This is a genomic window from Pseudaquabacterium pictum, from assembly GCF_005403045.1.
Classification (GTDB): Bacteria; Pseudomonadota; Gammaproteobacteria; order Burkholderiales; family Burkholderiaceae_C; genus Pseudaquabacterium; species Pseudaquabacterium pictum.
Genome location: NZ_BJCL01000017.1, coordinates 74,942 through 99,178 on the forward strand (window position 1 = coordinate 74,942; position 24,237 = coordinate 99,178).

Here is a 24,237-nt window from a genome sequence, read left to right on the forward strand (position 1 = left end):
CCGCCAGGTTGACGCGCAGGCTGTCCGAGACGGGCCACGGGCTGGGTACACGCCTTGGCGGATGGCTTCGTGATGCATGCGGCCCCGCTCCCAGGCGCTGAAGTTCTTGCGCCCGCTGCTCTGCCCATTCATGGACTCGCGCCGAAGGACACGATACGCAGGACGCAGCCCACATGGCGGTCCTTGCGGTACGGGCTCCGGTCAAGTACAACTGCCCCCCTGGAATCGCGTCAGGCACTTCCCACAGGGCAGCCAGCTGACCATTCAGCCGATTGCTTCCGGTAGCGCGGCACCATGATTCCAGCCAGCCGCAGAACGGACGCTCAGGTCTTGAGAAAGTCCTCCAGAGCCTTCACCAGACCTCTTCGCTTCGCGTCGGGAAGGGCTCCAGCCTCAAACCGTATCAGTGCCCTCCCCTTCGTGTCAGTGGTCAGCTTCGCAACCACTTTGCCAGCCCTCGAGATCGTGAGCGCCTGCTGCTTGGATTCAGCACCAGCTGGCTCGGGCTGGCCGAGCAACCTTGCCAAGATTGCCGAGGGCGCGAGGTCTCCGCGAGTCTCACCAATGGCGCGTGCACGGGACAACGTCCCGTCGGGGTCCTTCTGCATGGCCTCAGTCAACGGCGCAGCCCAGCGGAACTGGATGTCGAGCGGGCTGCGGAACGCTGCGATCACGGCGTCTGGCAGGCGCGCCAAGGCGATGCTCTTTGACACGAGCGACAAATCCACCCCAAGCCCGTCGGACAGCCGACGCAGCGAGCTGTAGAGCCCCTCATCGAGGGCCCTCCGGTACATCACGCCCTGCTCCCAAGCGGAAAGGTTCTGCCTGCCGCGGTTCTCGCGCTCCATCTGCTCGAACAGGCTCAGGTCGGTCGCCTCTTCCACAATCGCTGAAACCGGGATGCCCAACTCTGCACAGGCCCGGTGTCGCCGATGCCCGTAGATCAGTTCGAAGGCCGCACCGGCTTCGGGTGTTGAACCGTTCAACACCCCCATCGGCCGAACCTTCACAGGCTGCACATTCCCGCCCGCAGCAGCGATTTCCGCCTTCAGCGCCTCAAAGTCATCCGTCCGGAACGAAGCCTCATGGCGGTTCGCCCACCGTGATGGCTTGATGGTCGCTGGGTCCAGCTTGCGGATCGGGCTTTCCTCTTCAAGCGCTTTCACCCTAGCTCGCAGCGCCTCAGCCTCCTGAACGGCACCTGACTGCGCAGTCAGGAAGCCCATCATGGTCCCAGGCGCGGTTTTGGGTTTGGGTTGCTCCGACGCTGGGGCGGCCTCAGGTGCCGGCTTCGCGCCGGGCTGCAAACCGGGGATCAACCCCGCCTTTTCAAAGATCTTCCGCGCCATCAGGCAGCCCTCCCCTCGCCTGGTGTTGAACGGTTCAACACCTTACCGCTACGACCAACCGCAGCCGAGTCAACCCCACTGTTTTCCAGCTGCCGACGCCAAACGGCCTGGATCGAAGTCTCGATGTACCCGACCATCAAGTCGTAGGCATCTCTGGCCCGCTTGAACGTACGCGCATTGCCGTCGTACTTGACGATGTCGTAGACGGTTCCGAACTCAACCGTCGCTGATGCCGTGACCGCCGACTTCGGAATTTCCATCGGCAGCACTGTCACACGACTGGCATACGTGCTCTGAATCCACTGCTTGACGATGGCCCCAGTTGCGTCAGAACTGTCGACACGGCTGAGCAAGATGTTCATGAAATCGAACTGCTTGTCGTGACCCCGATTGGTCAGAAGCTGGGTCGTCAGATCAGAGAACAGCGACCAGAACTGCGCGGCGGATGCGAAGTCCAGGGTGCTGGGCGGCAACGGCATGATGATCCCGTTGCTCGCCAAGAGCGCATTGATGGTCGTGTACGAAAGGGCAGGGGGGGTATCGATGACGATCACGTCGTAGTCGGGCCGCACGTCGTCGATGCCGTAGTTCAAGACGTTCCAGAACTCGAACCCTTCTTCCTTTGTCTGCCGGGCCGGAAGCGCGAACTCCGCTCCAAACAGCAGGGGAGACGCCGGCACGAGATCGATCCCATCCCAGTAGGTCGGCCTGATTGCGTACCGGATGGATGTCTCAGCCCCCATGACGAGCGGGAGGATCGTGTCCTGCTCCTCCACCTCAGCGTCGGGCAAGATTCCGAACAAGGTTGTCAGCGAGCCCTGCGGGTCGGTGTCGATGACCAACACCCGGTGACCGAGCAGTGACAGGCCTTGCGCCAAGGTGATTGCGCTCGTCGTTTTGCCGACTCCACCCTTGAAGTTGGCGATGCTGATCGTGACTGCCTCTGCGCCAGCTGGCCGCAGGCTGTCGCTGCGGTACGCCCTGACCCACGCCCTTACTTCGGCCAGGCTGAACTGCCGCCGGTTACCGGTGTCATTCAGTGTTCCTGCAGGAAGATCTCCTCGCCCCATGCGATGCGTCAAGGAACCCTTCTCGATGCCCAACAGCTGGGCCAGCTGGCTAAGGTTCCATGCAGGTGCCGCCTTGGTGGTCGTGGGCGACAGCATCGCAGCTCGAATCTGCGACATCATCTCTACTGAGTGCGCTGCCTGATCTGCGATGTCTGCCAGTCCTATCGGAGCGGGCGCCTTGATACTGAGTCTTGACATGATGTTCTCCTGATCGAAGTCTACCGGGTGCTTTACGATTTTCAGGCGAGCGGATTAGAAAGCGTCAAGCAATCAGCCTGGAGTTGGTCGGCACTCAGTCTCGGCGGGTTGGGCGGCTGTCTTTTCTTCTCAACTCCCATGCCCCGGGATTCAATAGGTTCTAGCCCTTCAAATCCCTTCAATACCTTTAAGGCACGCTTTCTTCCTTGAAATCAAAGGGTTATGGCGTTCTAGGTGAGGGGATATAGGACTTTGCGTGAGAGCTTTTAGGTCTCCCCGTGAGGGGACACAGGGGCCTGCGTGAGGCGCACTAGGACCTCACGTGAGTGGCTGCAGGCAGCCAGGCTCCGACGGGACAAAGCTCACGTTTGGCACCGTCAGGACCGAACCCAGGTCAACGACGTGAGATGTTTTGGTTGTTCGCCGGGCACCGAAAGCCAAAGGCCTGGCCGGCGGAGGACTTTGGGCGCCGCCTCCTGCGAAGTTGCGAAGGCGCATCGGGGTGGCCAGTGCGTTCAGTCAACACGTGAGAGGTTCTAGGCGACCGAGCGCAGCAGCCAGCGTGAGGACTTTTGGGTAGCTGATGCGTACCTTCTCCAGCACCAAGAGACGTAAGAACGACTTCTAGGTGAGATGTTTTAGGCGCCTCATGTTCGCGTGAGTCCGGGCTTTCACGCTACGATGCCGGAATGGACGCTTTCACATGAACCGGGTGGCTTCAAAGGCCTCAGAGTCTGCCGAGAACCCGCTGAGAAAGCCGGTCAACACGCTGGCCATTGTCCCGACCAAGTCCAGCAAGATCACCGTGCTGGCACGCAAGGCCTACAACGTGCTGCTGTACATCGCGCAAGAGCAGGGCATCGACCAGGAGGTTTACCGCTCGCCGCTGAAGGACATCCTCCGCGGAGTCGACTTCAATTCCAACGCTCGCGAGATCGTGAAGCAGCACCTGCGCGCGATGGTCAGCACGACGGTGGAGTGGCAGTCGCCAACAGCAGGGGAGGGCGATGCATGGAATGTGGCTGGCCTGCTGGCGCACGCCAAGGTCTACAAGCAAGGTGGCGAAAACTGGGTTGAATGGTCCTTTGCCCCGAACATCAAGCATGAGCTGTTGGAGCCGCAGCGCTTTGCCCGTCTTCGCCTGGACGTCATTTCGCAGTTGAGGCGGCACTCCGGCGTGGTTCTCTACGAGATCTGCTCGCGCTACAAGGATGTCGGCCAGACGGCAAGGCAGCCCTGGCCTTGGTGGCGGCCCGTCTTGACCGGCAGCCCGGACACAGAGGACTCTGCCAAGCAGGAGTACCGCTTCTTCAAGCGCGATGTTTTGAAGCTCGCCATCGCTGAAGTCAACGCGGTCACGGATCTTGAAGTCGAGCTGATCGAACACAAGGCAGGGCGTTTCATCTCCGACATCCAGTTCAAGGTGCTGAAGAAGCAACAAGAGGCCTTGCCGCTGCGACACCCTCCGGTACCGATTGACCTGTCGCAGGTGGTGCGAGCAACGGCCATGGGCGTGCGCACCGAAGACGCCGAAGCCTTGATCCACTCACATGGAAACGAAGCGATGGCGACAGCGCTCGACGCCCTCCAGAAGCGTGTCGCCAGTGAGTTCCCGGAGCCGCTGCGCGATCCCAGCCGGTACTTGCGGGCGTTGCTCGAGTCAAGTTCCGCCGCTGCAGCAAAGAAGCAGGTGGAAACGGGCAAGCCCGCAGAAGTGACTGCTGCGACGGCGACCGCTGCGCTTGAAGGCTGGACGGCTGAGTGGATCAGTAGGCGTCGTGCCATGGTTCTGGAGGAGTTTGATGCCTTGTCCACTGACGAGCAGGCCAAGTGGGTCGAGCGCCTTCGCACCCACCTGTACGAACGTGGTGCCCACCCGTCAATCCGGAAGCGTCTCGAAACCAGTGGATGGAAGCATCCGATGGTGGCGGGGGAGCTGATTCGGTTTTTCAAGGGTCCGGACTGGGACAAGCCCACCTCGCAAGAGTTGCTCGCTATCGCAGCGCAGCGAGGCGGCCGCTAGGCTGCAGGCTGTCCAAACAAAGGCAATCCAGTCGTGACGAAGTCGAGCGAGCGGCCCAAGGCCAAGCTGGCCCAGTCGAAGACCCGAACGGTTGCGCCTGGGTCTGCGGCACAGTTGCCGGCCGTCATCGACGAGACCGCGCTGTTGGGCGACCTGCGCACCCTCGTCCAGTCGGCCCGCCAGCGGATCGCGATAGCTGCCTATTCCACCCAGACCTTGCTGTGCTGGCGCATGGGGCGGCGCCTGGCCAGTGAGCACCTGCAAGGCGGGCGCGCCGCCTATGGCAAGCAGATTCTTGTGACGGTGTCACGAGAATTGACAGCGGACTATGGCCGCGGGTTCAGCCACAGCGAGCTCACGCGCATGGTCCAGTTTGTGCAGGCGTTCGGCGCCTGCCTGACGCGGAGGACCATGCGTGACGCAGGATGTCTGCAGGAGGTTGCTGGCCGGCAAGCGCCCAGACTCACGCGCGACGGCATGGCATCCAGCTGACCCTGTCAGCGCAAACAGGGACCACGCTGCAGCTGCGCGCTAGCATGCGCGTCCCTTTCACAACATTGATCTGGCGCTTCGATGGCGCTCCCAATAACCATGGCCACTGCCAAGAAATCTGTATCTGCCCCCGCTGCCAAGAGGTCCGTGAAGGCCGCCGCGCCCGCCAAGGCCCCTGTCAAGAAGGTCGTGGGCGCCAAGTCAGTCGCCAGCAAGACCGCGGGCAAGTCTGGGCCAGCGCCGCTGAAGCCGATCAAGACCGCCTTCAACAAGACCAGCCTGCTGGCCCAAGTGGCTGAAGTTGCAGCGGTGGAGTTGAAAGCCGTCAAGGCCGTGATGGGTGCGCTGGAGGCGACCATCCTCGCCTCCATCCACAAGAAGGGACTTGGCGAGTTCACGCTGCCCGGCCTGCTGAAGATCACGGCGCAAAGCGTGCCGGCCAAGAAGAAGCGCTTGGGCAAGGACCCGTTCACTGGCCAAGAGCGCATGTTTGCCGCGAAGCCGGCGACGACCAAGATCAAGACTCGCGCGCTGAAGAAGCTGAAGGACGCCGCGCTGTAACGCGACAGAGGGGCGCCGCGCCACATCGCAACACCCGGCGCCTTCGGCCTTCGCGCGTTCCGCCAAGCTGGCGCGCATGTTCAGCCATGATCGAAGGCTCCCCTCACATCATCTGAAGATGCCTAGATTCATGCACACCGCGGACCTACAGGTCGGCCGGGTCTACCGCCAGTTTGATTCTGTCGACGCTCCCGCCATCGCTGAGGAGCGCATCCATGTGGTCGCTCGGATGGCGGCTTTGGCGAGTGAGCGCCAGGTGGACGCGGTGCTGGTCGCGGGCGACGTCTTCGACCTGCAGACGGTTCCGGACAGGGTGATTCGCCAACTGTTCGGCGCGATGGCCGGCTATGTGGGAACGTGGGTACTCATCCCCGGCAACCACGACGCAGCGCTCGCAGAAAGCGTGTGGACGCGCGCTCAGCGGCTGAATGCCATCCCGCCGAATGTGCGGGTGATGCTTGAGCCCGGTGTCGTCGGTCTGCCCGCGTGCCAGACGGCTGTGCTGGCTGCACCGCTGACTCAGCGGCACACCTACAACGACACCACCGAGTTCTTCGACGGCGTCGAGACGCCGCCCGGCTGGTTGCGTATCGGCTTGGCCCACGGAAGCGTCGAGGGCATCCTGGCCGAGGACATCGACTCGGCCAACCCGATTTCGTCAAGCCGGTGTGAGACGGCGCGGCTGGACTACCTGGCACTGGGCGACTGGCACGGACATAAGCGCGTCAACCATCGCTGTTCCTACAGCGGTACTCCGGAGCAGGATCGCTTCCGAGGCAATCAGCCCGGCTACTGCCTCATCGTCGATTTGCAGCCAGGCGTCATCCCGACGGTGGAGGCGGTGCGAGTGGGACGTTACCGCTGGCATGAGATCGAGCATGCGGTCGCGGTCGACTCCGACATCGATCTGCTCTGTGCGCGACTCGCAACCTTCGCGCGCGACGACATCGGACAGGTGCGGGTCTCGGGTCGTTCTGACCTCGCCGGTCAGCGTCGCCTTCTGGATGCAATGGGGCGCGCCCAAGCCGAGATGCGAAGCCTGTCCTGGGACGTCTCCGACCTGCGGCTGATGCCGACGGCCGAAGACATCGCTTCGTTGAAGGCGGATGGCTACCTGTCTGAGGTGATCGAAGAGTTGCGCGCCGCCCAAGCAGACGGCGCGGCCGATGCGGATGCCCGCGTGGCTCGGGAGGCGCTAACGATCCTTTGTGGCGCACTGGCGTCGTCAACCGTCGGTGCTTCATCCGGTTCCGTTGGCTCCTCCACGGCCGCTGCACCATGAAGTTGACCCGTCTTCGCGTGTCGCAGGTCCGACAGTTCCGCGGAACGCTGGATGTGCCCGACTTCGACCCGGGCCTCAACCTCTTCTTCGGGCCCAACGAAGCCGGCAAGAGCACGGTGGTGCGCGCGATCCGCGCGGCCTTCCTGGAACGACATCGCTCCCTGGTGATTGAAGACCTGTTGCCCCGTGGAGAGACCGCGAGCACATGCTCGCCCACCATCGAGCTGCAGTTCGACGTCGGCGGCCAGCCGCATGTGCTGTCCAAATCGTTCTTCCACAAGAAGCGGTGCGCCTACAGCGCCGGCGGTAAGCAGTACGACGGCGAGGCGGCGGAGGACGCTGTAGCGGCGATGCTCGGCTTCAGCTTCGCCGGCAAAGGGGCGTCGAAGGCCTCGAACTGGGGCATACCGGGGCTGCTCTGGGTCCAGCAGGGTGACGGCCAAAGCGTCGCCGACCCGGTCGGGTACGCACGTGACCACCTGCGCACGGCCTTGGAGTCCACCGTCAGCACCGTTGCCAGCACGGCCGGCGATGACGTCCTGACAAGACTGCGCGCAGAGCGCGGGCTGCTATTAACGCCGGAGACCGGCAAAGCGAGAGGTCAATACGCCGAAACGATCTCCAAGCTGGAGACCGCGGACGAGCAGATCGAGGTGCTGGACGACCAGATCGCGACCTACCAGTCCAACGTCGACCGGCTGGCGTCCCTGCGTGCGGCGCATGCTTCTGACAGCACCAAAAAACCCTGGGAGGCACTTGGCGTCCAGCATGAAGCGGCGAAGGCCGCACTTGCCGCAGCGCGGCAACTGGCGCAGCGGCTCAAGGACATACAGGAAGCCGAGCGCACGCTCGCGACAACATCCGAGGTGTTGTCGCAGCAGCTGGCAGGCTACGCCAACCAGCGCGCCAGCGGTCTGCAGCGCGAACTAGACCATCAAGCAGCGAAGGCCGAGATGGACGCGGCGCAGTCTGCCGCGGCGATCTGGGAGCGGCGCCGCGGGCAGGTGGCCAACGAGGTGGAGGCAGCGGCACGGGCGGTGGACAGTGCCGAGGTCGAGAACCAGCGCGCGACGTTGACGCAGCGCCTGGCAGATGCAGCGGCGCAACAACAGCGCTTGGCCAGGGTTGTCGATCAGGCAGCCGGCCAAGCCGAGGCGGTCGAGCGCCACAAGGCCGAGGTCGCAGCGAACGCGGTCAAGGAGGACGATCTCAAGGATCTTGCCAAGCATGTCGACGAACTGCGGGATCTCGCGGCCATGCAGCGCGCTGCGGCAACGACGATCAACCTCGCTCTCATGCCCGACATCAAGGTCACCTTGAACGGTCGACCGGTCGACGGCCAGAGTGAGCACCGCGTGGTTGCGTCGACCGCGATCGAGATCGAAGGCGTTGGCACGATCGGAGTCGTTCCAGGTGCGAACGCGATCAACGACCTGGCGGGCAAGATCGAGAAGTCGCAGGCATTGCGCGATGCCGTGCTGCGACGCATCGGGGTGGTGTCCGTCGAGGAGGCACACGCACGCGCCGATCGGCATCGCAGTGCCCAGGCGCAGCTCATGACGGCGATCCAGGTGCTGAAGGCCTCCGCGCCCAAGGGGCTGGACCATCTCCGCACTGAACTGGCCAGCGCGCAGGCGATCTCCGACACGGCAGCCCACCAGCTGGGCGCTCTGCCGCCGGCGCCGGAGCATGCCCCCGATGCGGCCGCATCGGTGGCCACCAACGCTCGGACGATCGACCTGGTTGCGGCGCGCCAAGCTCTGCAGGGCGCCCATGCGGCCCAACAGGAGGTCAACACGCGCCACAGCGAAGCAGCGCAAGCGCTGGCGCGTGCGCAGGCCAAGGAACAAGCGGCGGCCACTGAGTTGGCTCGGGTCCGTGTCGCCATCGGCGAAGCCGAACGCAGCGGGCGGGAGACCGCGATTCAGGCGGACTTGGCGACCACGACGGCGCGACTGCAAGAGAACCGGGCCGCGATCGCCGATCTCGAGTCCCAGCTCCAGACGTCGCAGATCGACGCGCTTCATTTGGAGGTCCAGCGCCTGAAAGCGAGCATGGACAGCGCCCTCCAGGCGTTCCAGCAGCGGGCGAACCAGATCTCCAGCATCGAGGGTGCATTGGATCAAGCCGGAGCCCAGGGGCTCGAAGAACGCCGCGCAAAGCTGCTGGCGGAACGCGATCACCTTTCCCGGCGCCACGCCGAACTGCAGCTTCGCGCGCAGGCCTTGCAACTGCTGGTGCAGCGCATGGAGGACAAGCGCCAAGCCCTGACGCGCCGGCTGCAGGCGCCGCTACAGCGGCGGCTGGAGCACTACCTGCGGCTGCTGTTCCCCAATGGCCGGCTTGCCCTACAAGAAGACCTGACGCCGGGAGCGCTGTCGCGCGGCCTTGGGCACGACGATGCCGAGTTCGAGCAATTGAGCTTCGGCGCCCAGGAGCAGCTCGGGCTCATCAGTCGACTGGCCTACGCGGACCTCTTGCAGGAGGCCGGGAAGCCGACCTTGATCATCCTGGATGATGCGCTCGTACACAGCGACCACGAACGGCTGGATCGGATGCAGCGGGTTCTGTTCGATGCGGCACAGCGCCACCAAGTCCTGCTGTTTACCTGCCAGCCCGAGCGCTGGACAGCGCTGGGTGCGAGGCCGCGTGAACTGCGGTCGCTCGTGACGTCCTCGGTTGCACCTACCACGCGCACGACGAAGAAGATCACGGCCGAAGACCTTTAGTCTTTACCGTCTTGCCTTTGCCAGTCCTCTGTAGAGCTGGCGCCAAAGGGTCTGATCGCGGACCGAATAGGTTGGTCCACGCCCTGCGGTTCAGAACACTCCCGCAGCCCAGTATGACACCGGGTCCGCCTATCAGCACTGACTGGTAGAAGCCGGGTACCCGCTTTAGACTGAAGCCGGTCATTCGTTCCGCAAGAGCGAGTACCGGCGCCTTCCGGAACCGGCCATTCGACGGCGCCCGCCATCAGTGACCGCTGAAGACACAAAACGAATCTGAAGGTTGACGCCCGGCTGCACCTCAAAGCGCACCGGATAAGCGGCTGGGGCGACTGCGGCATGCGTGACAATGCGCAGCTGCAGGATGGCAAACCGAAAAGGCCCAAAGAACCTCTCGAGCCCAGTGTCCACCTCTGGGGAGGGGGGCCACTTCGAGTCGCGCGTGCAGGCGAGCTATTTGCTCGCACTGCTGAGCGGTGACGACTCGCGCTTCCTGGCGCACAGCCAGATCACCGAGCTGAGGTTCCAGGGCCGAATCCACGGCTTCAACACTGACGACCTCATCTGCACGGTGGAGCGCGACGACGGCAGCACTTTCAAGGTTGCCATGCAAGTCAAGCTCACCTTGAAGGCTCGTGTCTCTGACGCCCCCTTCAAGGACTCGATCACCGACGCCTGGCACGACTACGACGGCGGAGCGCAGTTCAGGCAAGACGTCGACCGAATCGTCATCGTCTACTCCCGCGACTCTGGGACCGGCACCGTTCACGCGGCCTCCCAGGTGTGTGCGAAGGCTCGGGCGGCGGCCAACTCAGCAGACTTCCTGAGAGCCGCTCTCTCGGAGGGCTACAGCTCAAGTGACCAGCGCGAGGCTCTTGCCGCCATACGCAAGGTCGTTGAGCAGGAAACCGGAGCGACGCTATCGGACGACGACCTGTATGGCTTTTGTCGGCATCTTTGGTTCCTGGAACACCGCCTCGCGACCGACGACTCAGCCGACGTCAACAACCTCATCAAGGAGATAGGCTGGGCGCTCGGCAAACACCGCCACGGAGGGCCAGCCAACGTCTGGAGAACCCTCATCACGGCTTGCGAGCGGCTCAATGAGCAGGCAGCAACTGTCACCCGGCTCACCTTACGCAGCCAGTTGGACTCGGCACAGCTGGTCGCGGATTTCGAGCGGCATCGAAACAGCCAAGCCGGCGGTGAAGCCATCGAGATCCCGCCTGCCGCAGTCCCAGCGGACCGCAAGCCCTTGGACGACGGCCTTGCTTTCAGGGCCTCCGTGGGTGCCGCCAGTACGCCGCTCATGGACAGCGTAGCGCTCGGCGAAGCACGGCAAGACTCCGCCAATCGCTGGGCCACCACCGAACTCGAAGGTGCGAATGACCGCATCAAGGCGTTTCTATATCAAGACGCCCTGGTCCGGCTTGCAGGCTTGGAACCGTACCTTCCTGAGTTCGATGACTACCAGAAGTCTCGCTGGCACCTCCTGCAAGGCACCTGCCACTGGCACACAGGGGCTACGGCTAACGCGGCGCGTGACTTCCTCAAGGCGGCAGAGATCTTCCCTGACGACGAGCGAAACGCTGCTGCCAAGGTTCGGGGACTGCTACTTGCAAACAAGCTCTCAGAGGCACTAGAAGCCGGCCGCCTTGCCCGCGAGCGCTTCCCGGAGTCCATCTTCGTTTGGACCGCCACCGCGAACGCCGAGATCATCGGCGGCCTGATCCCGGATGAGAGCAGCATCCCTGCTGCTCACCGCAACAGCGCGGACGCCCTGCAGCTCATCGCGGCTGGCCTGCACAAGGCTAGCCGCCTTCAAGAGGCTGCTGACGTCTCTCTGCGTTCGCTGACAGCCGATAAGCCGGGCTTCTACGTTCGGGCGGCGGCTCTCGCACACGTTCTGGACCTCGTGGCCCAGAACAACGTCCACGTTGCCCTCCGAGTGCTCACGGCCGAGCACAAGCGGATGCTTAAGGCGGTGAGCGACTCCCTGGAGCCTCGCGCCGAGCGGCTCTGGGCTATCCAGGCCGACGAGGCGGTGTCGGTCGTCGCCTCCAACCTGGCGGCTGTGTACTTGCTGCAGGGCAATCCGACCGAGGCACTTGAAGTTGCCAAGGAGGCTCGCACCAACCAGCGCTCTCGTTCGGAGCTCGTCCGTGTCGAGCTTGAGGCCCTGCATGACACCGACCAAGTGCAGGCGATGTTCGCACTTGGTGTCGAAAACCTCTCGTACCTGCAAGATGGCGGCCTCGTGGCCTTGGCGCAAGTTGCAGCCAACCGCGGAGAAGCTAAGGTCGCGCAGCAGATCTTCGAGCGGACGCTGCCGCGAGAAGACATTGAGCCCGACGTCAAGGAGGTCCTGCATGCCACCAAGTGGCTCGCCATGTGGAACGCCAAGAAGCGCGCCGAGGTTGCCCAAGAGCTGCAAGGATTCGTGGTCGAGGAGTCCAACAGCATTGCGCTGCTCGCCGCTGTCGCCCGTTTGGCACGGCCAAGCGACAAGCACAAGAGCGAGGCAGCGCTCGCGCGTGTTCGACAGTTGGCAGGCAAGAAGCCGCCCGCCGAGGTGCGGCTGCTCCTGGCTGACCTCTACTCGGACCTCAAGGACTTCAAAAGGGCTACCAAGTTCTACCAGTCGGTTTTGCCTTCAGAGGGAGCGGGAGAGCTGCACGCGCGGCTTCTCCACAGCTTGCTGCGCTCAGGCGATCGCCGAAAGGCTAAGGAGGTCCTCGAACGCCTCCCCGACGGCTGGGTCAACAACGACGACCTGCGCTCCCTTGCGATCGAGATCGCGCGCGATGCAGGCGACTGGCCGCTGCTGACACGTCTGGCCGACGCTCAGTTCGCACGCAAGCCCGACGACATTGGCAGTTGGCTCTTCAAGTACATGGTGGGCAGCCGGGACCTTCCAGCGGCGGACCTCAAGGAGTTCATTGGCAGAGCACCCCTAGGACTGAGCGGGTCCATTCAACAAGTCTCTCAGCTCGCGTTCCTGGAGTTGCGTCTGGGCCTGCAGGGCAAGGCGGTGCAGCGTCTCTACCAGATGAGGCGCCTGAACGCGGCCAAGATCGAGTCGGCGTCCGCTCTGATGATGGCCTACCTTGCCTACAACGAGCCGATTGCCGAGCTTCACGAGGCGCCGAACGTAGTCGCACCTGCTGTCCACGTCACGCTAGAAGGCCCTTCGGGTGCCGTCCATCTCACGGTGGACCCGCAAGAGTTGCCTGGCCTTCCCCCAGACACTGAATTCAAGCCAGCTGGCGACGCGTCAGTCCAGGAGTTCTTGGGCCGCGCTGTTGGGGACGAAGTCCGGATTGAGACCGGGTTCGGTGGCCCGCGGGTGTACCGCGTGCTGTCACTGGGCTCTGCGTATGCGCGCCAATTGGCGCTCGCCCATGCCCAGGTCGAGTCCAGCGTTGAGCCGGTGCCGAACCTGTGGATGGTCCAGGTGCGCAAGGAGCCGGATGGCGAGGCCGACTTCTCGGCGGTTCACGAGACGCTCAAGCGCCAAAGTCAGCGCATACGCGAGGCGCTCAAGAGCTACCAGGAGTTGCCCTTCACGCTAGGCGGCCTTGGACGCTTGATGGGCAACAACGCCGTGGACATCGTCAAGGGCTGGATGACCGGCCTCGATGACGGACCGCTCTACGTCTGTGATGGAAACGCAGAAGAACTCGAGAAAGCTCGCGCGGTCCTTTCGAACCCGGACAACGCCTACCTTATCGATGCACCAACGCTCACTGAGCTGGTGCTCCTCGACGCGACTGATGCGCTCTCGGCGCTCGGTGAGGTGTACGCCACCACCGAGACCGAGGGCACTCTGCGCCACAAGCTCGAAGAGCTTCGGGAAAAGGGCCCAGAGGGTCGCCTGCTGGACGATAACGGGCAGATGCGCTTTGTCGAGGTGACGCCCGAGGGAAGGGAGCATGCGCGCAGCCAGGCCCAGGCTGCAATCGACGCTCTGGAGAACTACTGCACGGTCGTCCCCGCCTACGGCCCCGAGCACAGGCCGAAGTTCCTCGACCGGGTCGAGCGCATCCTGTCTCCAGAAGAACTGTCAGTACTCGACGCAGCACTTGAGCGAGGGTTGTGCCTCATCACGACCGATCTTCGGCTCAGGCAGATTGCTGACCAGGTTCAGGTGAGGGGCGTATGGCCACAGGTGCTGCTACAGCACGCGGCAGAGAAGGGGGTGTTGACTAGGCAGCGGTACTCATTGAGCGCGCTGCGATTGCTGCTGTCAAACCGCTCATTCGTTCCGTTGACGCCAGCAGACCTTTGGGTCTTGTTCCAGCAGAGCACGCCCTGGGTGCGCCATGGCGTAGTACGGCTCAAGGCGTACTTAGCCAAGCCGAGTGTGCACTTTGAGAGCACCTATGGAATCGTGAAGTCCTTCATCGGGCTGGCCGCTATGCAAGGCATGAGGCTGCTGGCGTTGGGCGAGGTGGTTAGGCATCTGATGGAAGGCGTCATGAGGCACAAGGACGCGACGCCAGAGACGATGCGCGAGATGCTCGAGGTCTTCCAGGCTCTGTTGGAGCCAGAGTGGCGGCCACCTTATCCCCCGCTGACCCGCTACCAGGACGCCGAGATTGAGGCGCAGTTCCGCTTCTTGGCCAGGGCCGCCCAGGAAGGCGCAATGTGGGCAAAGAAGCCCGTCGAGGATAGGCCCGTGCGGCTGATCACGCACTTTGTGACCAAGACTCCTGTGTTGCTGTATGGCATGCCAAAGGAGTCGGAAGGGGTGACGCTGGGAGACGGTTGAGCAGGCGTCTGTCGATCGAATGAGAGCGGGCGGACTGGCGGGCTCGAATAGGGACAAGGACCCTGGTGGGTCCTTGTTAGCTTGTGTGGTACTCCCGGTTCGCGCCGCAAAGCAGCATTCATTGAGAACTTGCCCGGGCGCGAGAGGTCGCACGACCGCTTGACTTTGCATTTCGGCCTTTCACCCCTTCAATGTTCGCCAAGCCCAATGTCCGCTTCATGCCGGGCAGCGCAAGTAGAGCTGCTTGCGGCGAGAGACCGCACTCGCTGCGCAGCAGACGACCATGAAACGCACTCTAGATGTTTGAGTCGTCACAAGAAGCAATCCAGAATTGTCAACCCGCCTTTGGCAAAGAGCACGGATCAACTTCCGTCGGTGGTCGTTCAACTGCCTCTGCCTCGAATCGAAACAACTGATTCAGCACCATGAACTCAACAAGCGCAGAAACAAGATCATCGTCAGGCGTTCTGTGCGCACGCGGGTTGCGAAATGCTTGGTAGGCCCCGGTAAAGAGTTGCGCCCGGCCCGTCTGCTCTCCTGGATCGATCGGTTCGTCGCCGGCACGGCGCCAGAATAGCTTGGACTCCTCGCCCTGGAAAGCGCGCGAAAACAACTTTGACCCGTGGTCTGAGAGACCAGTGCGCTCACGCACGCGGTCTTCCAATATGCGGAAGCCAGTCAGCAACACGTTGTCAGGCTCATGGCGTAGACGCAACCCCAATGTCATAAGTCTCTGATCAAGCGCCGCAAAAGGAATACTCGGTTCGAAGCCGGCCCACACAGCGGCCGACTGATCGATTGATCCGAAAATGTTGTAGACGTAATCGAACCAGCGGCTCGGCCGAACTGGTTCCGCCGTTCCAAGAAACTCCAAATCGTCGCAAGTCAGCGCAGAAACGCTGAGTCGCTTGATCAGTTCCAGCGGCGCTTCCACTTCGTCCAGTTCGATCTTAAGAGTATCCAGAATGCAAAGCGCGCGCGCCAATGCTGAAGGGCCGGCACCGCGATATCCAGATGTGAAGCCATCCTTGACTGCGATCGGCCCTCCTCGCTGGAAGAAGAACACGAAGGCATGTCGGGTGCTGGCGGTTATCAGCCTGACTCGATCGATGTGATCAGAAACAAGGACCAAGCGCCTGACGGCATCCACGCAATCCTCAGAAACCTCCGTGCCTGCGTATTGAATCCCAGCCAGATCAGCCAAGCGAACCACTGGATTTGTCCCTGCCTTCCGCATCGCGATCACCTTGCTTCAAGTTCTGGCGGGAAGTGCGCCGCGGCCTGGCAGCGCTGCCCCCACGTCCCTGAACGCCGCCAACGCCGCCTCCAAGTGCTCCACGATCTCCTGCTGCAACACCTCCGGCGCCGGCAGATCCTCCAGCCGATCCAGGCTGTCGTCCTTCAACCAGAAGAGATCCAGGCTCGCCTTGTCCCGCGCCACCAACTCGTCATACGGGTAGAACCGGAACCGCTCGCCCGCCTGCCGCTCGTGCCGGTTCTGCGGCCGGTAGCAGTCGACGAAATCCCGCAGGTCGGCCAGCTTCAGCGGCCGGGTCTTCAGCGTGAAGTGCTGGTTGGTGCGCAGGTCGTAGAACCAGATGCCCTTGGTGTGCACCCGGCCATCGCGCGGCGCCGCGTCGAAGAACACCACGTTGGCCTTCACGCCCTGGGCGTAGAACAGCCCCGTGGGCAGGCGCAGGATGGTGTGCACGTCGCAGGTCTCCAGCCACTTGCGGCGGATGGTCTCGCCCGCCCCGCCCTCGAACAGCACGTTGTCCGGCAGCACCACCGCGGCCCTGCCGTCGGTGCGCAGCAGGCTGACGATGTGCTGCAGGAAGTTCAGCTGCTTGTTCGACGTGGTGCACCAGAAGTCCTGCCGCTCGTAGGTCAGCGCCTCGCGGTCTTCCTCGCCCTCGGCGTTGGTGATGGTCATGCTGCTCTTCTTGCCGAAGGGCGGGTTGGCCAGCACCAGGTGCACCCGCTCGCTCGGCTCGGCGATCAGCGCGTCGCTGCGCGCAATCGCCGGCTCGCCGTCGATGTCGCCGATGGCGTGCAGGAACAGGTTCATCAGACACAGCCGCCGTGTGCCCGGCACGATCTCGTTGCCGTGGAAGGTGCTGCGCGCCAGCGCCTGCTTCTGCGTGCGGGTCAGCGGTGCCACGTCACGACCCAGCCAGTGGCCGTGTTCACGCACCCAGGCGCCGGTGCCGGCCATCCAGTCGTTGGCCGCCAGGAAGAAGCCGCCGGTGCCGCAGGCCGGGTCGGCGATGCGCTCGCCGGGCTTGGGCCGCATGCAGGCCACCATCGCCTGGATCAGCGCCCGCGGGGTGAAGTACTGGCCGGCGCCGCTCTTGGTGTCCTCGGCGTTCTTCTGCAGCAGGCCCTCGTACAGGTCGCCCTTGGTGTCGGCGTCCAGCCCCACCCAGTCCTGCTCGTCGATCAGCTGCACCAGGCGGCTCAGCTTGGCCGGGTCCTGGATCTTGTTCTGCGCCTTGAAGAAGATCGCGCCCAGCATGCCACCCTGCTGCCCCAGCGCGTGCAGCGTGGCCAGGTAGTGCGCCTCCAGCGGCTCGCCGCTCAGGCTGCGCAGCCCGGCCCAGTCGAAGCCGGCCGGAATGCCCACGCTGCGGCTGTACGGCGGCAGCGTGTACTCATGCGCCATCTTCAGGAAGAGCAGGTAGGTCAGCTGCTCCAGGTAGTCGCCATAGCCCACGCCGTCGTCGCGCAGCGTGTGGCAGAAGTTCCAGACGCGCTGGATCAGGGTGGAGGTGTTCATCGTGGATTCGGCTTGCGCGCGGTGCGGCGCCTGGGCGTCGACGGGGCCGCTGCCGCCTGCTCAGGGTTGATGTCATCGGTGGCCGGGTTGGCCGGCGCGTTCGCCTCCAGCCGCGCCCGCGCATTGGCCAGCGCCTGCTGCACCCGTGCGGCAAACACCTCGCGCGGGGGCAGCACGGTCAGGTACTCGGCCACGTGGATGCCGCTCTTGTCCAGCTCCAGCAGCTCGATCTGGTCGGCCTTCTTGCCGGTGCACAGAATGATGCCCAGCGGCGGCGCGTCGCCCGGCTCCTGGTCGTACCTGGCCAGCCAGCGCAGGTACAGCTCCATCTGGCCCTTGTACTCGGGCCGGAAGTCGCCCAGCTTCAGCTCGATGGCCACCAGCCGGCGCAGGCGCCGGTTGTAGAACAGCAGGTCGATGTAGAAGTCGTCGTTGTCCAGCTGAATGCGCCGCTGCCGCGCCACGAAGCTGAAGCCCGCGCCCAGCTCCAGCAAAAAGGTCTCCAGCTCGCGCAGGATGGCGTCCTCGATGTCCTTCTCCAGGTGCCGGTCGTGGAGCCCCAGGAAGTCGAGCAGATACGGGTCCTTGAACAGCAGCCCGGTCGATGGCGCACCGCCTTCGCGCACCGCCTGCAGCTCGCGCTCGATCACGGCCTGCGGCTGTTTGGCCACCGCCGTGCGCTCGTACAGCATCGACCCCATGCGCTCGCGCAGCACGCGCACGGGCCAGCGGTCCATCGCGGCCAGCTGGGCGTAGAAGTCGCGCGCCAGCGGGTCTTTCAGGTAGATCAGTTCGAGGAAGTGGCTCCAGGGCAATTGTCTAGACAGCGTCGAGACAATCTGCTCGTCGGGGAACGCGTCGGCGAAGCGCATCATGTGGCGCAGGTTCTTCTCGCTGAAGCTGCGGCCGTACTCCAGCGTCAATTGTCTAGACAGTGTCGAGACAATCCGCTCGCCATAGCTGGCGCGCTGGTCGCCCAGCACGTCGCGCCGGGCGCGCCGGCCGACACGCCAGTACATCAGCGTCATGCCAGTGTTCACCGCGGCGGCGGCCTCGCGCCGGGCCGTCTCGATCAGGCTGCGCAGGTCGTCCAGCAGGCCCGGCGGCAGGCCGGGGGCATCGCTGGCCGGCACGGGCACCGGCAGCGCGTCGGAAGGTTGGCTGGCGGGAGGGCGGCGGTGCGTAGGCATAGTTCAGCCTTGTGCCACAGCGCGCGCGGCAGCGGCGCGCTTGCGCGCGGGCGGCTTGGCCTCGGCCCGGCTGGCACGAATGCGGGCCAGCACCGCCTGCGCCGGCTCGTCGGCCGGGTCCTGCGGCACCAGCTGGCCGGCGAAGGCGGCGCGGAGGATGTTCTGGCGCTGGGCGGCGGATTGGCGAAGCGCAGTGGCAATTGCACGATCCAATTCGCCTGCGACTTGCAGATGCGCATTGGCGACGGCGACGATCACTTCCTGCTCCGCCAAAGGCGGGAGCGGAAAAGGCGCCGCTTCAAACTTCTCCAGAGTCAGGTGCGCGATGTTGGTGGTGATCGACGCCAGCGATCGAAAGACACCGGTGCAAACATTCGCCCTGAACACCAACTGCGCGTACTCGGGCAAAGCGACGCCAGGTGATGCCCGATACCGGTGAAGCGTCTTCTGGAAGCAAAGCGGTTCGGCATATCCACGGAAGATGGCGCTCTGGCCGACCAACTCTGGACTTTGGCCCTCACTGACCAAAATATCGCCCTCGACCAGCCGGTACTTGGCGAAGTGAGCGTCGTCAAAATCCATGGACTCGACATCAGAGAAGTCGATGCGGTTGTCCTTGATGTTCGCCACCCGAAGGTAGCGCTGTGTCCACCTGCCAGTGAGGTATTGAGGTGCGCGCTGGCGCCCCAGCAAGACGTCTCCAGTCATTTCGGTGGTTGCCCAGATCCAGCCAACGGGAAGTTGCTGTTGGCCCCCTTTCAGCGCAGGCGCGGGCGCGGCGTACTTCGCCTGCCAACCAGGCGGCAGCGCCTTACCCGATGCCTCAGCCTTGTCGCGCTGCGCGCCTTCCCACCGCGCGCGTCGCTCGGCCAGGATGCGCTGCAGCAGTTCGGCGCCAGTCTCAGCGGGCGGATTCGCTGCGCGCCAATCGGCCGTCAGGTCGCCTTGCACTGCCGCCTTCAGCATAGACTGGCGGTAGCGCTGGAGCTTGGCTTGGGCGGTCTTCAGTTCTTCCACCCCGGCATCCAGCTCGGAAAGCAGATCTTCGAGCGCGTTCGCAATCCGGAGCTGTTCCTTGGGCGGTGGCACTGGCACCCGGTGCGCCAGGAACGGCCCGCGATTGATGTGCTTCATCGTGGACCCGTGCAAGTGCTCGGTGTCTTGCATCTGCGCGATCGCAACTCTCAGCCAGTGCAGCAGCCAAGGTGCATGGGCGACTGCTGAGTTCGGAACCACCTTGAAGATGTGTTGGTTGACCAACGCCTCGCCTCTTCCCCAGCGGAAGGCGTCCAGCGTCGCTGACCAACTGACCAGAATGTCCCCCGTCCGAACACGGTACTCATCCGGAACCTGACGCTGCGTGAGGTGAAGCGGTCGCTCAGGGTCCGTTAGGTTCTGAATCCGGATGATCGGCAAGCCGCTTTCGGATCGATCTGTCGGCTTGAAAGCGAATCCGTTGATGTACTCCGCAAGGTCACCAACGGTTGCCCAAGCCCAGCCCTTCGGCAACTCACTCACGCCACCAACTCCACATTCATCTCATCCATCAACCCACTCAGCTCCTGCCCGAACAGATTCCACGCCCGCTGCCGCCCGCCCTTGGCCGCCAGGTCGGCAAAGTCCAGGTCGTCGATCTCGATCACCGCGCTGGCTGCGATGTGGTCCTTCATCGCCCGCAGCCAGTCCATCTGCTCGGGCGTGAAGGCCGTGGCGCGCTGGGCGTTGTGACGAAACACCCAGGTCTGGAAGCGGCGGTCCACCTCGTCGGCAAAGGGCCGCAATTCGGCGTCCAGCCCCAGGGCGAAGCGCAGCAGCGACACGATGTCGGTCAGCTGCCGGCGCAGGCCCACGCCCTTCACCCGGTTGCCCTGCACCCGGGCGTAGGCGGCCCACAGGCGCTCGGTGGTCAGCATCAGCGGCGGACGGGCCAGGTTGTCGTGCAGGGCCTGCACCTGGTCCAGCACCAGGGCGCGGCGCTGCCAGGGCTGGCCGTAGACGAAGCCCAGCGCGGCAATCTCGTCGGCATGGTGGCGCAAATGGTCTTCAAACGCCTGGATGGCGGCCTGCGCCTGGCCGTCGGCCTGTTCGCTGAAGCCCGAGAAGCGCAGGGTGTCGAGGTTGACGTGGTCGATGATCTGCTCACGCTCGCGGCGGGCGGTCTCGATGCGTTCACGCAAGTCGGGTGAATCGAAGGCGGCACAGGCGGCAGCCACGCGGGCGCTGCGGGCAGCGTCACGCTCAGCGTCGGTCAGAGTGCCGGCGCTGCGGGTGATGCCGGCCGCCTGGGCGGTGGCGAGTGCGGCCTGCTCGATGGCGTCGGGATTCAGTGCCTGGATCAGCGCGCGGCCCAGTTCACCCACCGGCACGCCGCCCGCGGCCTGGGCGATGCGCTGCTGCTGGCCGTCGTCCAGCAGCCTGGCCAGGCGCACCAGGCGGTTGCCCAGGCTGAGCACGGTATCGTCGTCGCGCGTGCCCATGGCCACCTGCTTGAGCAGGCTGTCCAGCGGCACGGTGGGCTGGCGCTCCAGCGGGCGGCTGTCGGTCTTCAGCGAGCGTTCCACGCCCACGGCGTCGATCAGCACGAAGCGGGTCTTGGCGCCCTCGGCGCTGGCGCTGACCTTGCGCAGGCCCTCGGCATCGAGCCCGCGCACACCGCGGCCCTTCATCTGCTCGTAGTAGCCGCGGCTGCGCACGTCGCGCATGAACAGCAGCACCTCCAGTGGCTTCACGTCGGTGCCGGTGGCGATCATGTCGACGGTGACGGCGATGCGCGGGTGGTAGTCGTTGCGGAAGGCCTGCAGCACGCCCTCGGCGTCCTTCTCGCCATAGGTCACCTTGCGGCAGAAGGCGTTGCCCTGGTCGTAGACCTCGCGCACCGCCTGCACGATGTCGTCGGCATGGCTGTCGGTCTTGGCGAAGATCAGGGTCTTGGGCGCTTCCTTGCGGGCCGGGAACAGCCGCGTTTCCACCGCCGACTTCATCGCCTGGATGACCTGGCGGATCTGGCTTTTGTTGACGACCGAGCGGTCGAGGTCGCGGCCGGTGTAGGCGGTGTCCTCGTCGAGCTGGGCCCAGCGCTTCACTCGGGTGGCGCGGTCGCGGTGGTCCACCCATTCCCGGGCCTGCAGCGCGCCGCCTTGCCCTGTCACGTCGGTCTGGATCTCCCACACGTCGTAGCCCACGTTCACCGCGTCGGCCACCGAGTCCTCGTAGCTGTACTCGGCCACGATGTTCTGGTTGAAGAAGCCGTAGGTGCGGTTGTCGGGCGTGGCGGTCAGGCCAACCAGGAAGGCGTCGAAGTAGTCCAGCACCTGCTTCCACAGGTTGTAGATGCTGCGGTGGCACTCGTCGATGACCACCACGTCGAAGGACTCGACCGGGACGGCGGGGTTGTAGCGCACCAGCCGGCCCTGCCCGGTCTGACGCTCGGCCGAAGCGGGCGGCGCCACCTCGAACGACGACAGGTCGTCGGCTGAATCGTCGATGGGCTGGCCGCTCAGCACCGAGTACAGCCGCTGGATGGTGCTGATCACCACCTGGGCATGCGGGTCCAGCGCCGGGCCGGCCAGGCGCTGCACGTTGTACAGCTCGGTGAAGGTGCGGCCGTCGTCGGGCGGCGTGTAGGCCATGAATTCCTGGTGCGCCTGCTTGCCCAGGTTTCGGGTGTCGACCAGGAACAGCACGCGCCGCGCGCCGCCGAACTTCAGCAGCCGGTAGATGGCGGTGATGGCGGTGAAGGTCTTGCCGGCGCCGGTGGCCATGTGCACCAGGGCGCGCGGGCGGTTCGCGGCCAGGCTGGTTTCCAGTCCGGTGACGGCGCTGACTTGGCAGCCGCGCAGGCCCGCTTCCGCCAGCGCGGGCAGGCCGTCGGCCAGGCGCTTGCGCAGGCTGCGTGGTTCACCAGCCCAGGCGTCCAACTGCTCGGGCCTGAAGAAATGAAAAATCTCGCGCGACCGCGGTGCCGGGTCGCGGCTGTCGGTGAAGCGGATGATCTGACCGGTGGCCTCGAACAGGAAGGGTAGCGGCTGGTGGTTGGTGGTCCACTTCAGCCGGGCACTGGCGTAGCGCTCGGTCTGCGGCTCGGTGGCCGTCAGGTTCTCGCCGGCTTCCTCGCGCTTGGCCTCGATGACGCCGAGCGGGCGACGATCCACGAACAGCACGTAGTCGGCCGGGCCCGCGTCAGTCATGAATTCACGCACCGCGATGCCAGAGGCGGCACCGAGGTTGGCGGTCTTCAGGTCTTGCACCAGCCAGCCCGCGTCGACCAGCTGCTTGTCGATGATGAGCCGGGCGCGTGCTTCTGGCGTCATGCGGCGGTACTCTCCCTTGGGCGGAAGCATAACTGCCGGCCGAACTGCCACCAGGTCGCCAATCAGGGGGCTTGAAGGCAGCCAAGCCAGGCAGTGGCGGGCAGTTGGACTCGGCGGGTCGCAGCTTCACCGTCCGCGTCCGCTGCGCGGTGGTCCAGGGCGCGCCAGCGTCGCGCTATGGCGGGTAGCGTGACTACGGTCGCCGCAGGTCACCGCCGGCAACCGCTGCATGGCGGTCGTTGGGCTGCCGAAGCGCTCAAACTCTTCGTTGCCAGGCTTGGGGCTTTTCGCCTGAGCGAAAACCGGGATGCCCATTCCAGGCGCGCGCCGTCGCGCTTGGTCCCTGCGGGACTGCCGGCACGCCGGCACCCTCCAGGCCACCCTAGCCCTACGCGCTTCGCTTGTCGCAAGACCCAGTGCGGTGGTGTGGTGGGGGTGTGGGTTGCTGTGTCGACCCACCGTATCACGTCGTTCTCGCCGTCAAGGTCTGCGTGAGCGCGGGGCGCTCCCTTGCGCCCTTCGGTCGTCTTCGAACCCTGACCGCTGCGCTGCGACGTGATGGATTCGGTCTCGGGCAATCCCGCCCGATCAAGACCGGAGTTCCTCATGTCGCAGTCTTCTTTCTCCTTCGCTGTCTCTTCCACGGAAGCCCGGTTCACGAACGCGCTGCTGGTCCGTGACGTCGATGGCCAGTACCGCGTGGCCAGTGCCGACGAAGTTCTGTCGCAGGCCTGGGGCGTGCTGGCAGATCGCGTGAAGCCCGGCGTGACGCTGTCGTCGCCGCAGGACGTGAAGGACTATCTGCGCCTGGCGATCGGCATGCTGGAACACGAAGTCTTCTGCGTTGTCTTCCTGGACGCGCAGCATCGCGTCATCGAGCTGCAGCAGATGTTCCGCGGCACAGTGACGCAGACCTCGGTCTATCCCCGCGAAGTCGTCAAGGCGAGCCTGGCGCTCAACGCGGCGGCGGTCATCCTGGCGCACAACCATCCGTCGGGTGCGGCGGAGCCGAGCCGTGCGGACGAGTACCTGACGCAGACGCTGAAGACCGCGCTGCAGCTGGTCGACGTGCGTGTGCTCGATCACCTGGTGGTCACGGCGAATGTCGTGGTGAGCTTCGCGGAACGTGGGCTGCTCTGACACGTTCGCATCGGGGCGGCCGCGGTGTCGCCCCTTCTTCTCGCCTGCGGCATGGGCGGTGGGCTGGCACCCACCGGGCCAACCCAGACCTGAAGTGCGCCGCTGCGCGGCGGTGGATCGCTCACCCAGCAGGTTCGCGCGTGTTGCCAGTGCTGTGGAAAGCCGGTCGTTGCGCCCGATGGCCCGCAGAACACGGTGGCCGATCTGCTCTTGTCGGTCCGTCCCTTGATCGACGCATAGCGCCAGCCATTCATGCCCCAAGGGTGAAGGCTGCGCCCACGTCCTCACCCGGTCTCTGCGCTGCGCTCCGAGCTGCGGCTTGCGGGCGCGCCCTTGTGTCCTGCCTGTC

14 protein-coding genes are annotated in these 24,237 nt (G+C 64.6%); 7 read left to right on the top strand and 7 right to left on the bottom strand.

What is annotated here, in order from left to right:
- Nucleotides 1-323: 323 nt before the first annotated feature.
- Together FFT10_RS23080 and FFT10_RS23085 are read right to left on the bottom strand one after the other, a co-directional pair.
- Nucleotides 324-1,349 carry a ParB/RepB/Spo0J family partition protein gene (locus FFT10_RS23080; RefSeq protein WP_137735234.1) on the bottom strand — a complete coding sequence of 342 codons (1,026 nt, stop codon included), beginning with the start codon at nt 1,347-1,349 and terminating at the stop codon, nt 324-326.
- Nucleotides 1,349-2,617 (bottom strand): AAA family ATPase, encoded by a 1,269-nt coding sequence (locus FFT10_RS23085; protein WP_194150909.1) that lies wholly within the window; start codon nt 2,615-2,617, stop codon nt 1,349-1,351. Before FFT10_RS23085 ends, FFT10_RS23080 begins: the two co-directional genes overlap by 1 nt.
- A gap of 703 nt (nt 2,618-3,320) precedes the next feature.
- Here FFT10_RS23085 and FFT10_RS23090 point away from each other — a divergent pair.
- The 6 genes from FFT10_RS23090 to FFT10_RS23115 all read left to right on the top strand — a co-directional run bounded on the left by FFT10_RS23090 (nt 3,321) and on the right by FFT10_RS23115 (nt 14,472).
- Complete coding sequence (locus FFT10_RS23090) at nt 3,321-4,640, top strand: replication initiation protein (protein WP_137735235.1); 1,320 nt, start codon at nt 3,321-3,323, stop codon at nt 4,638-4,640.
- 33 nt (nt 4,641-4,673) lie between these two features.
- Nucleotides 4,674-5,132: a DUF1016 N-terminal domain-containing protein gene (locus tag FFT10_RS23095; protein ID WP_137735236.1), complete on the top strand. Its 459-nt coding sequence runs from the start codon at nt 4,674-4,676 to the stop codon at nt 5,130-5,132.
- A 99-nt stretch (nt 5,133-5,231) separates the two neighbouring features.
- On the top strand, nt 5,232-5,693 hold the full coding sequence (locus tag FFT10_RS23100) for an HU family DNA-binding protein (protein WP_137735237.1): 462 nt from the start codon (nt 5,232-5,234) through the stop codon (nt 5,691-5,693).
- A 118-nt stretch (nt 5,694-5,811) separates the two neighbouring features.
- A complete protein-coding gene (locus tag FFT10_RS23105; RefSeq protein WP_137735278.1) occupies nt 5,812-6,975 on the top strand; it encodes a metallophosphoesterase family protein in 1,164 nt (387 codons plus the stop codon).
- A complete protein-coding gene (locus FFT10_RS23110; RefSeq protein WP_137735238.1) occupies nt 6,972-9,704 on the top strand; it encodes an AAA family ATPase in 2,733 nt (910 codons plus the stop codon). The genes FFT10_RS23105 and FFT10_RS23110 overlap by 4 nt, the downstream gene beginning before the upstream one ends.
- Before the next feature lie 454 nt (nt 9,705-10,158).
- On the top strand, nt 10,159-14,472 hold the full coding sequence (locus tag FFT10_RS23115) for a tetratricopeptide repeat protein (RefSeq protein WP_137735239.1): 4,314 nt from the start codon (nt 10,159-10,161) through the stop codon (nt 14,470-14,472).
- 334 nt (nt 14,473-14,806) lie between these two features.
- On the opposite strand, the gene FFT10_RS23120 is transcribed toward FFT10_RS23115, so the two are convergent.
- The 5 genes from FFT10_RS23120 to FFT10_RS23140 all read right to left on the bottom strand — a co-directional run bounded on the left by FFT10_RS23120 (nt 14,807) and on the right by FFT10_RS23140 (nt 22,748).
- Nucleotides 14,807-15,538, bottom strand: a complete 732-nt coding sequence (locus FFT10_RS23120) for a TIGR02391 family protein (RefSeq protein ID WP_162520897.1) — start codon at nt 15,536-15,538, stop codon at nt 14,807-14,809.
- Between the two features lie 186 nt (nt 15,539-15,724).
- Nucleotides 15,725-17,248 carry a class I SAM-dependent DNA methyltransferase gene (locus FFT10_RS23125; RefSeq protein WP_137735241.1) on the bottom strand — a complete coding sequence of 508 codons (1,524 nt, stop codon included), beginning with the start codon at nt 17,246-17,248 and terminating at the stop codon, nt 15,725-15,727.
- The gene (locus FFT10_RS23130) at nt 17,245-18,387 is read right to left on the bottom strand and encodes a PDDEXK nuclease domain-containing protein (protein ID WP_228027267.1); all 1,143 of its coding nucleotides are present in this window, start codon (nt 18,385-18,387) and stop codon (nt 17,245-17,247) included. The genes FFT10_RS23125 and FFT10_RS23130 overlap by 4 nt, the downstream gene beginning before the upstream one ends.
- A gap of 54 nt (nt 18,388-18,441) precedes the next feature.
- Nucleotides 18,442-19,956, bottom strand: a complete 1,515-nt coding sequence (locus FFT10_RS23135) for a restriction endonuclease subunit S (RefSeq protein WP_137735243.1) — start codon at nt 19,954-19,956, stop codon at nt 18,442-18,444.
- Nucleotides 19,953-22,748, bottom strand: a complete 2,796-nt coding sequence (locus FFT10_RS23140) for a type I restriction endonuclease subunit R (protein ID WP_137735244.1) — start codon at nt 22,746-22,748, stop codon at nt 19,953-19,955. Before FFT10_RS23140 ends, FFT10_RS23135 begins: the two co-directional genes overlap by 4 nt.
- Nucleotides 22,749-23,354: 606 nt before the next feature.
- Between FFT10_RS23140 and radC the strand changes: the two genes are divergently transcribed.
- Entirely contained in the window at nt 23,355-23,888 is a 534-nt protein-coding gene (radC, locus tag FFT10_RS23145; protein WP_137735245.1) for a RadC family protein, read from the top strand.
- Nucleotides 23,889-24,237 lie beyond the last annotated feature (349 nt).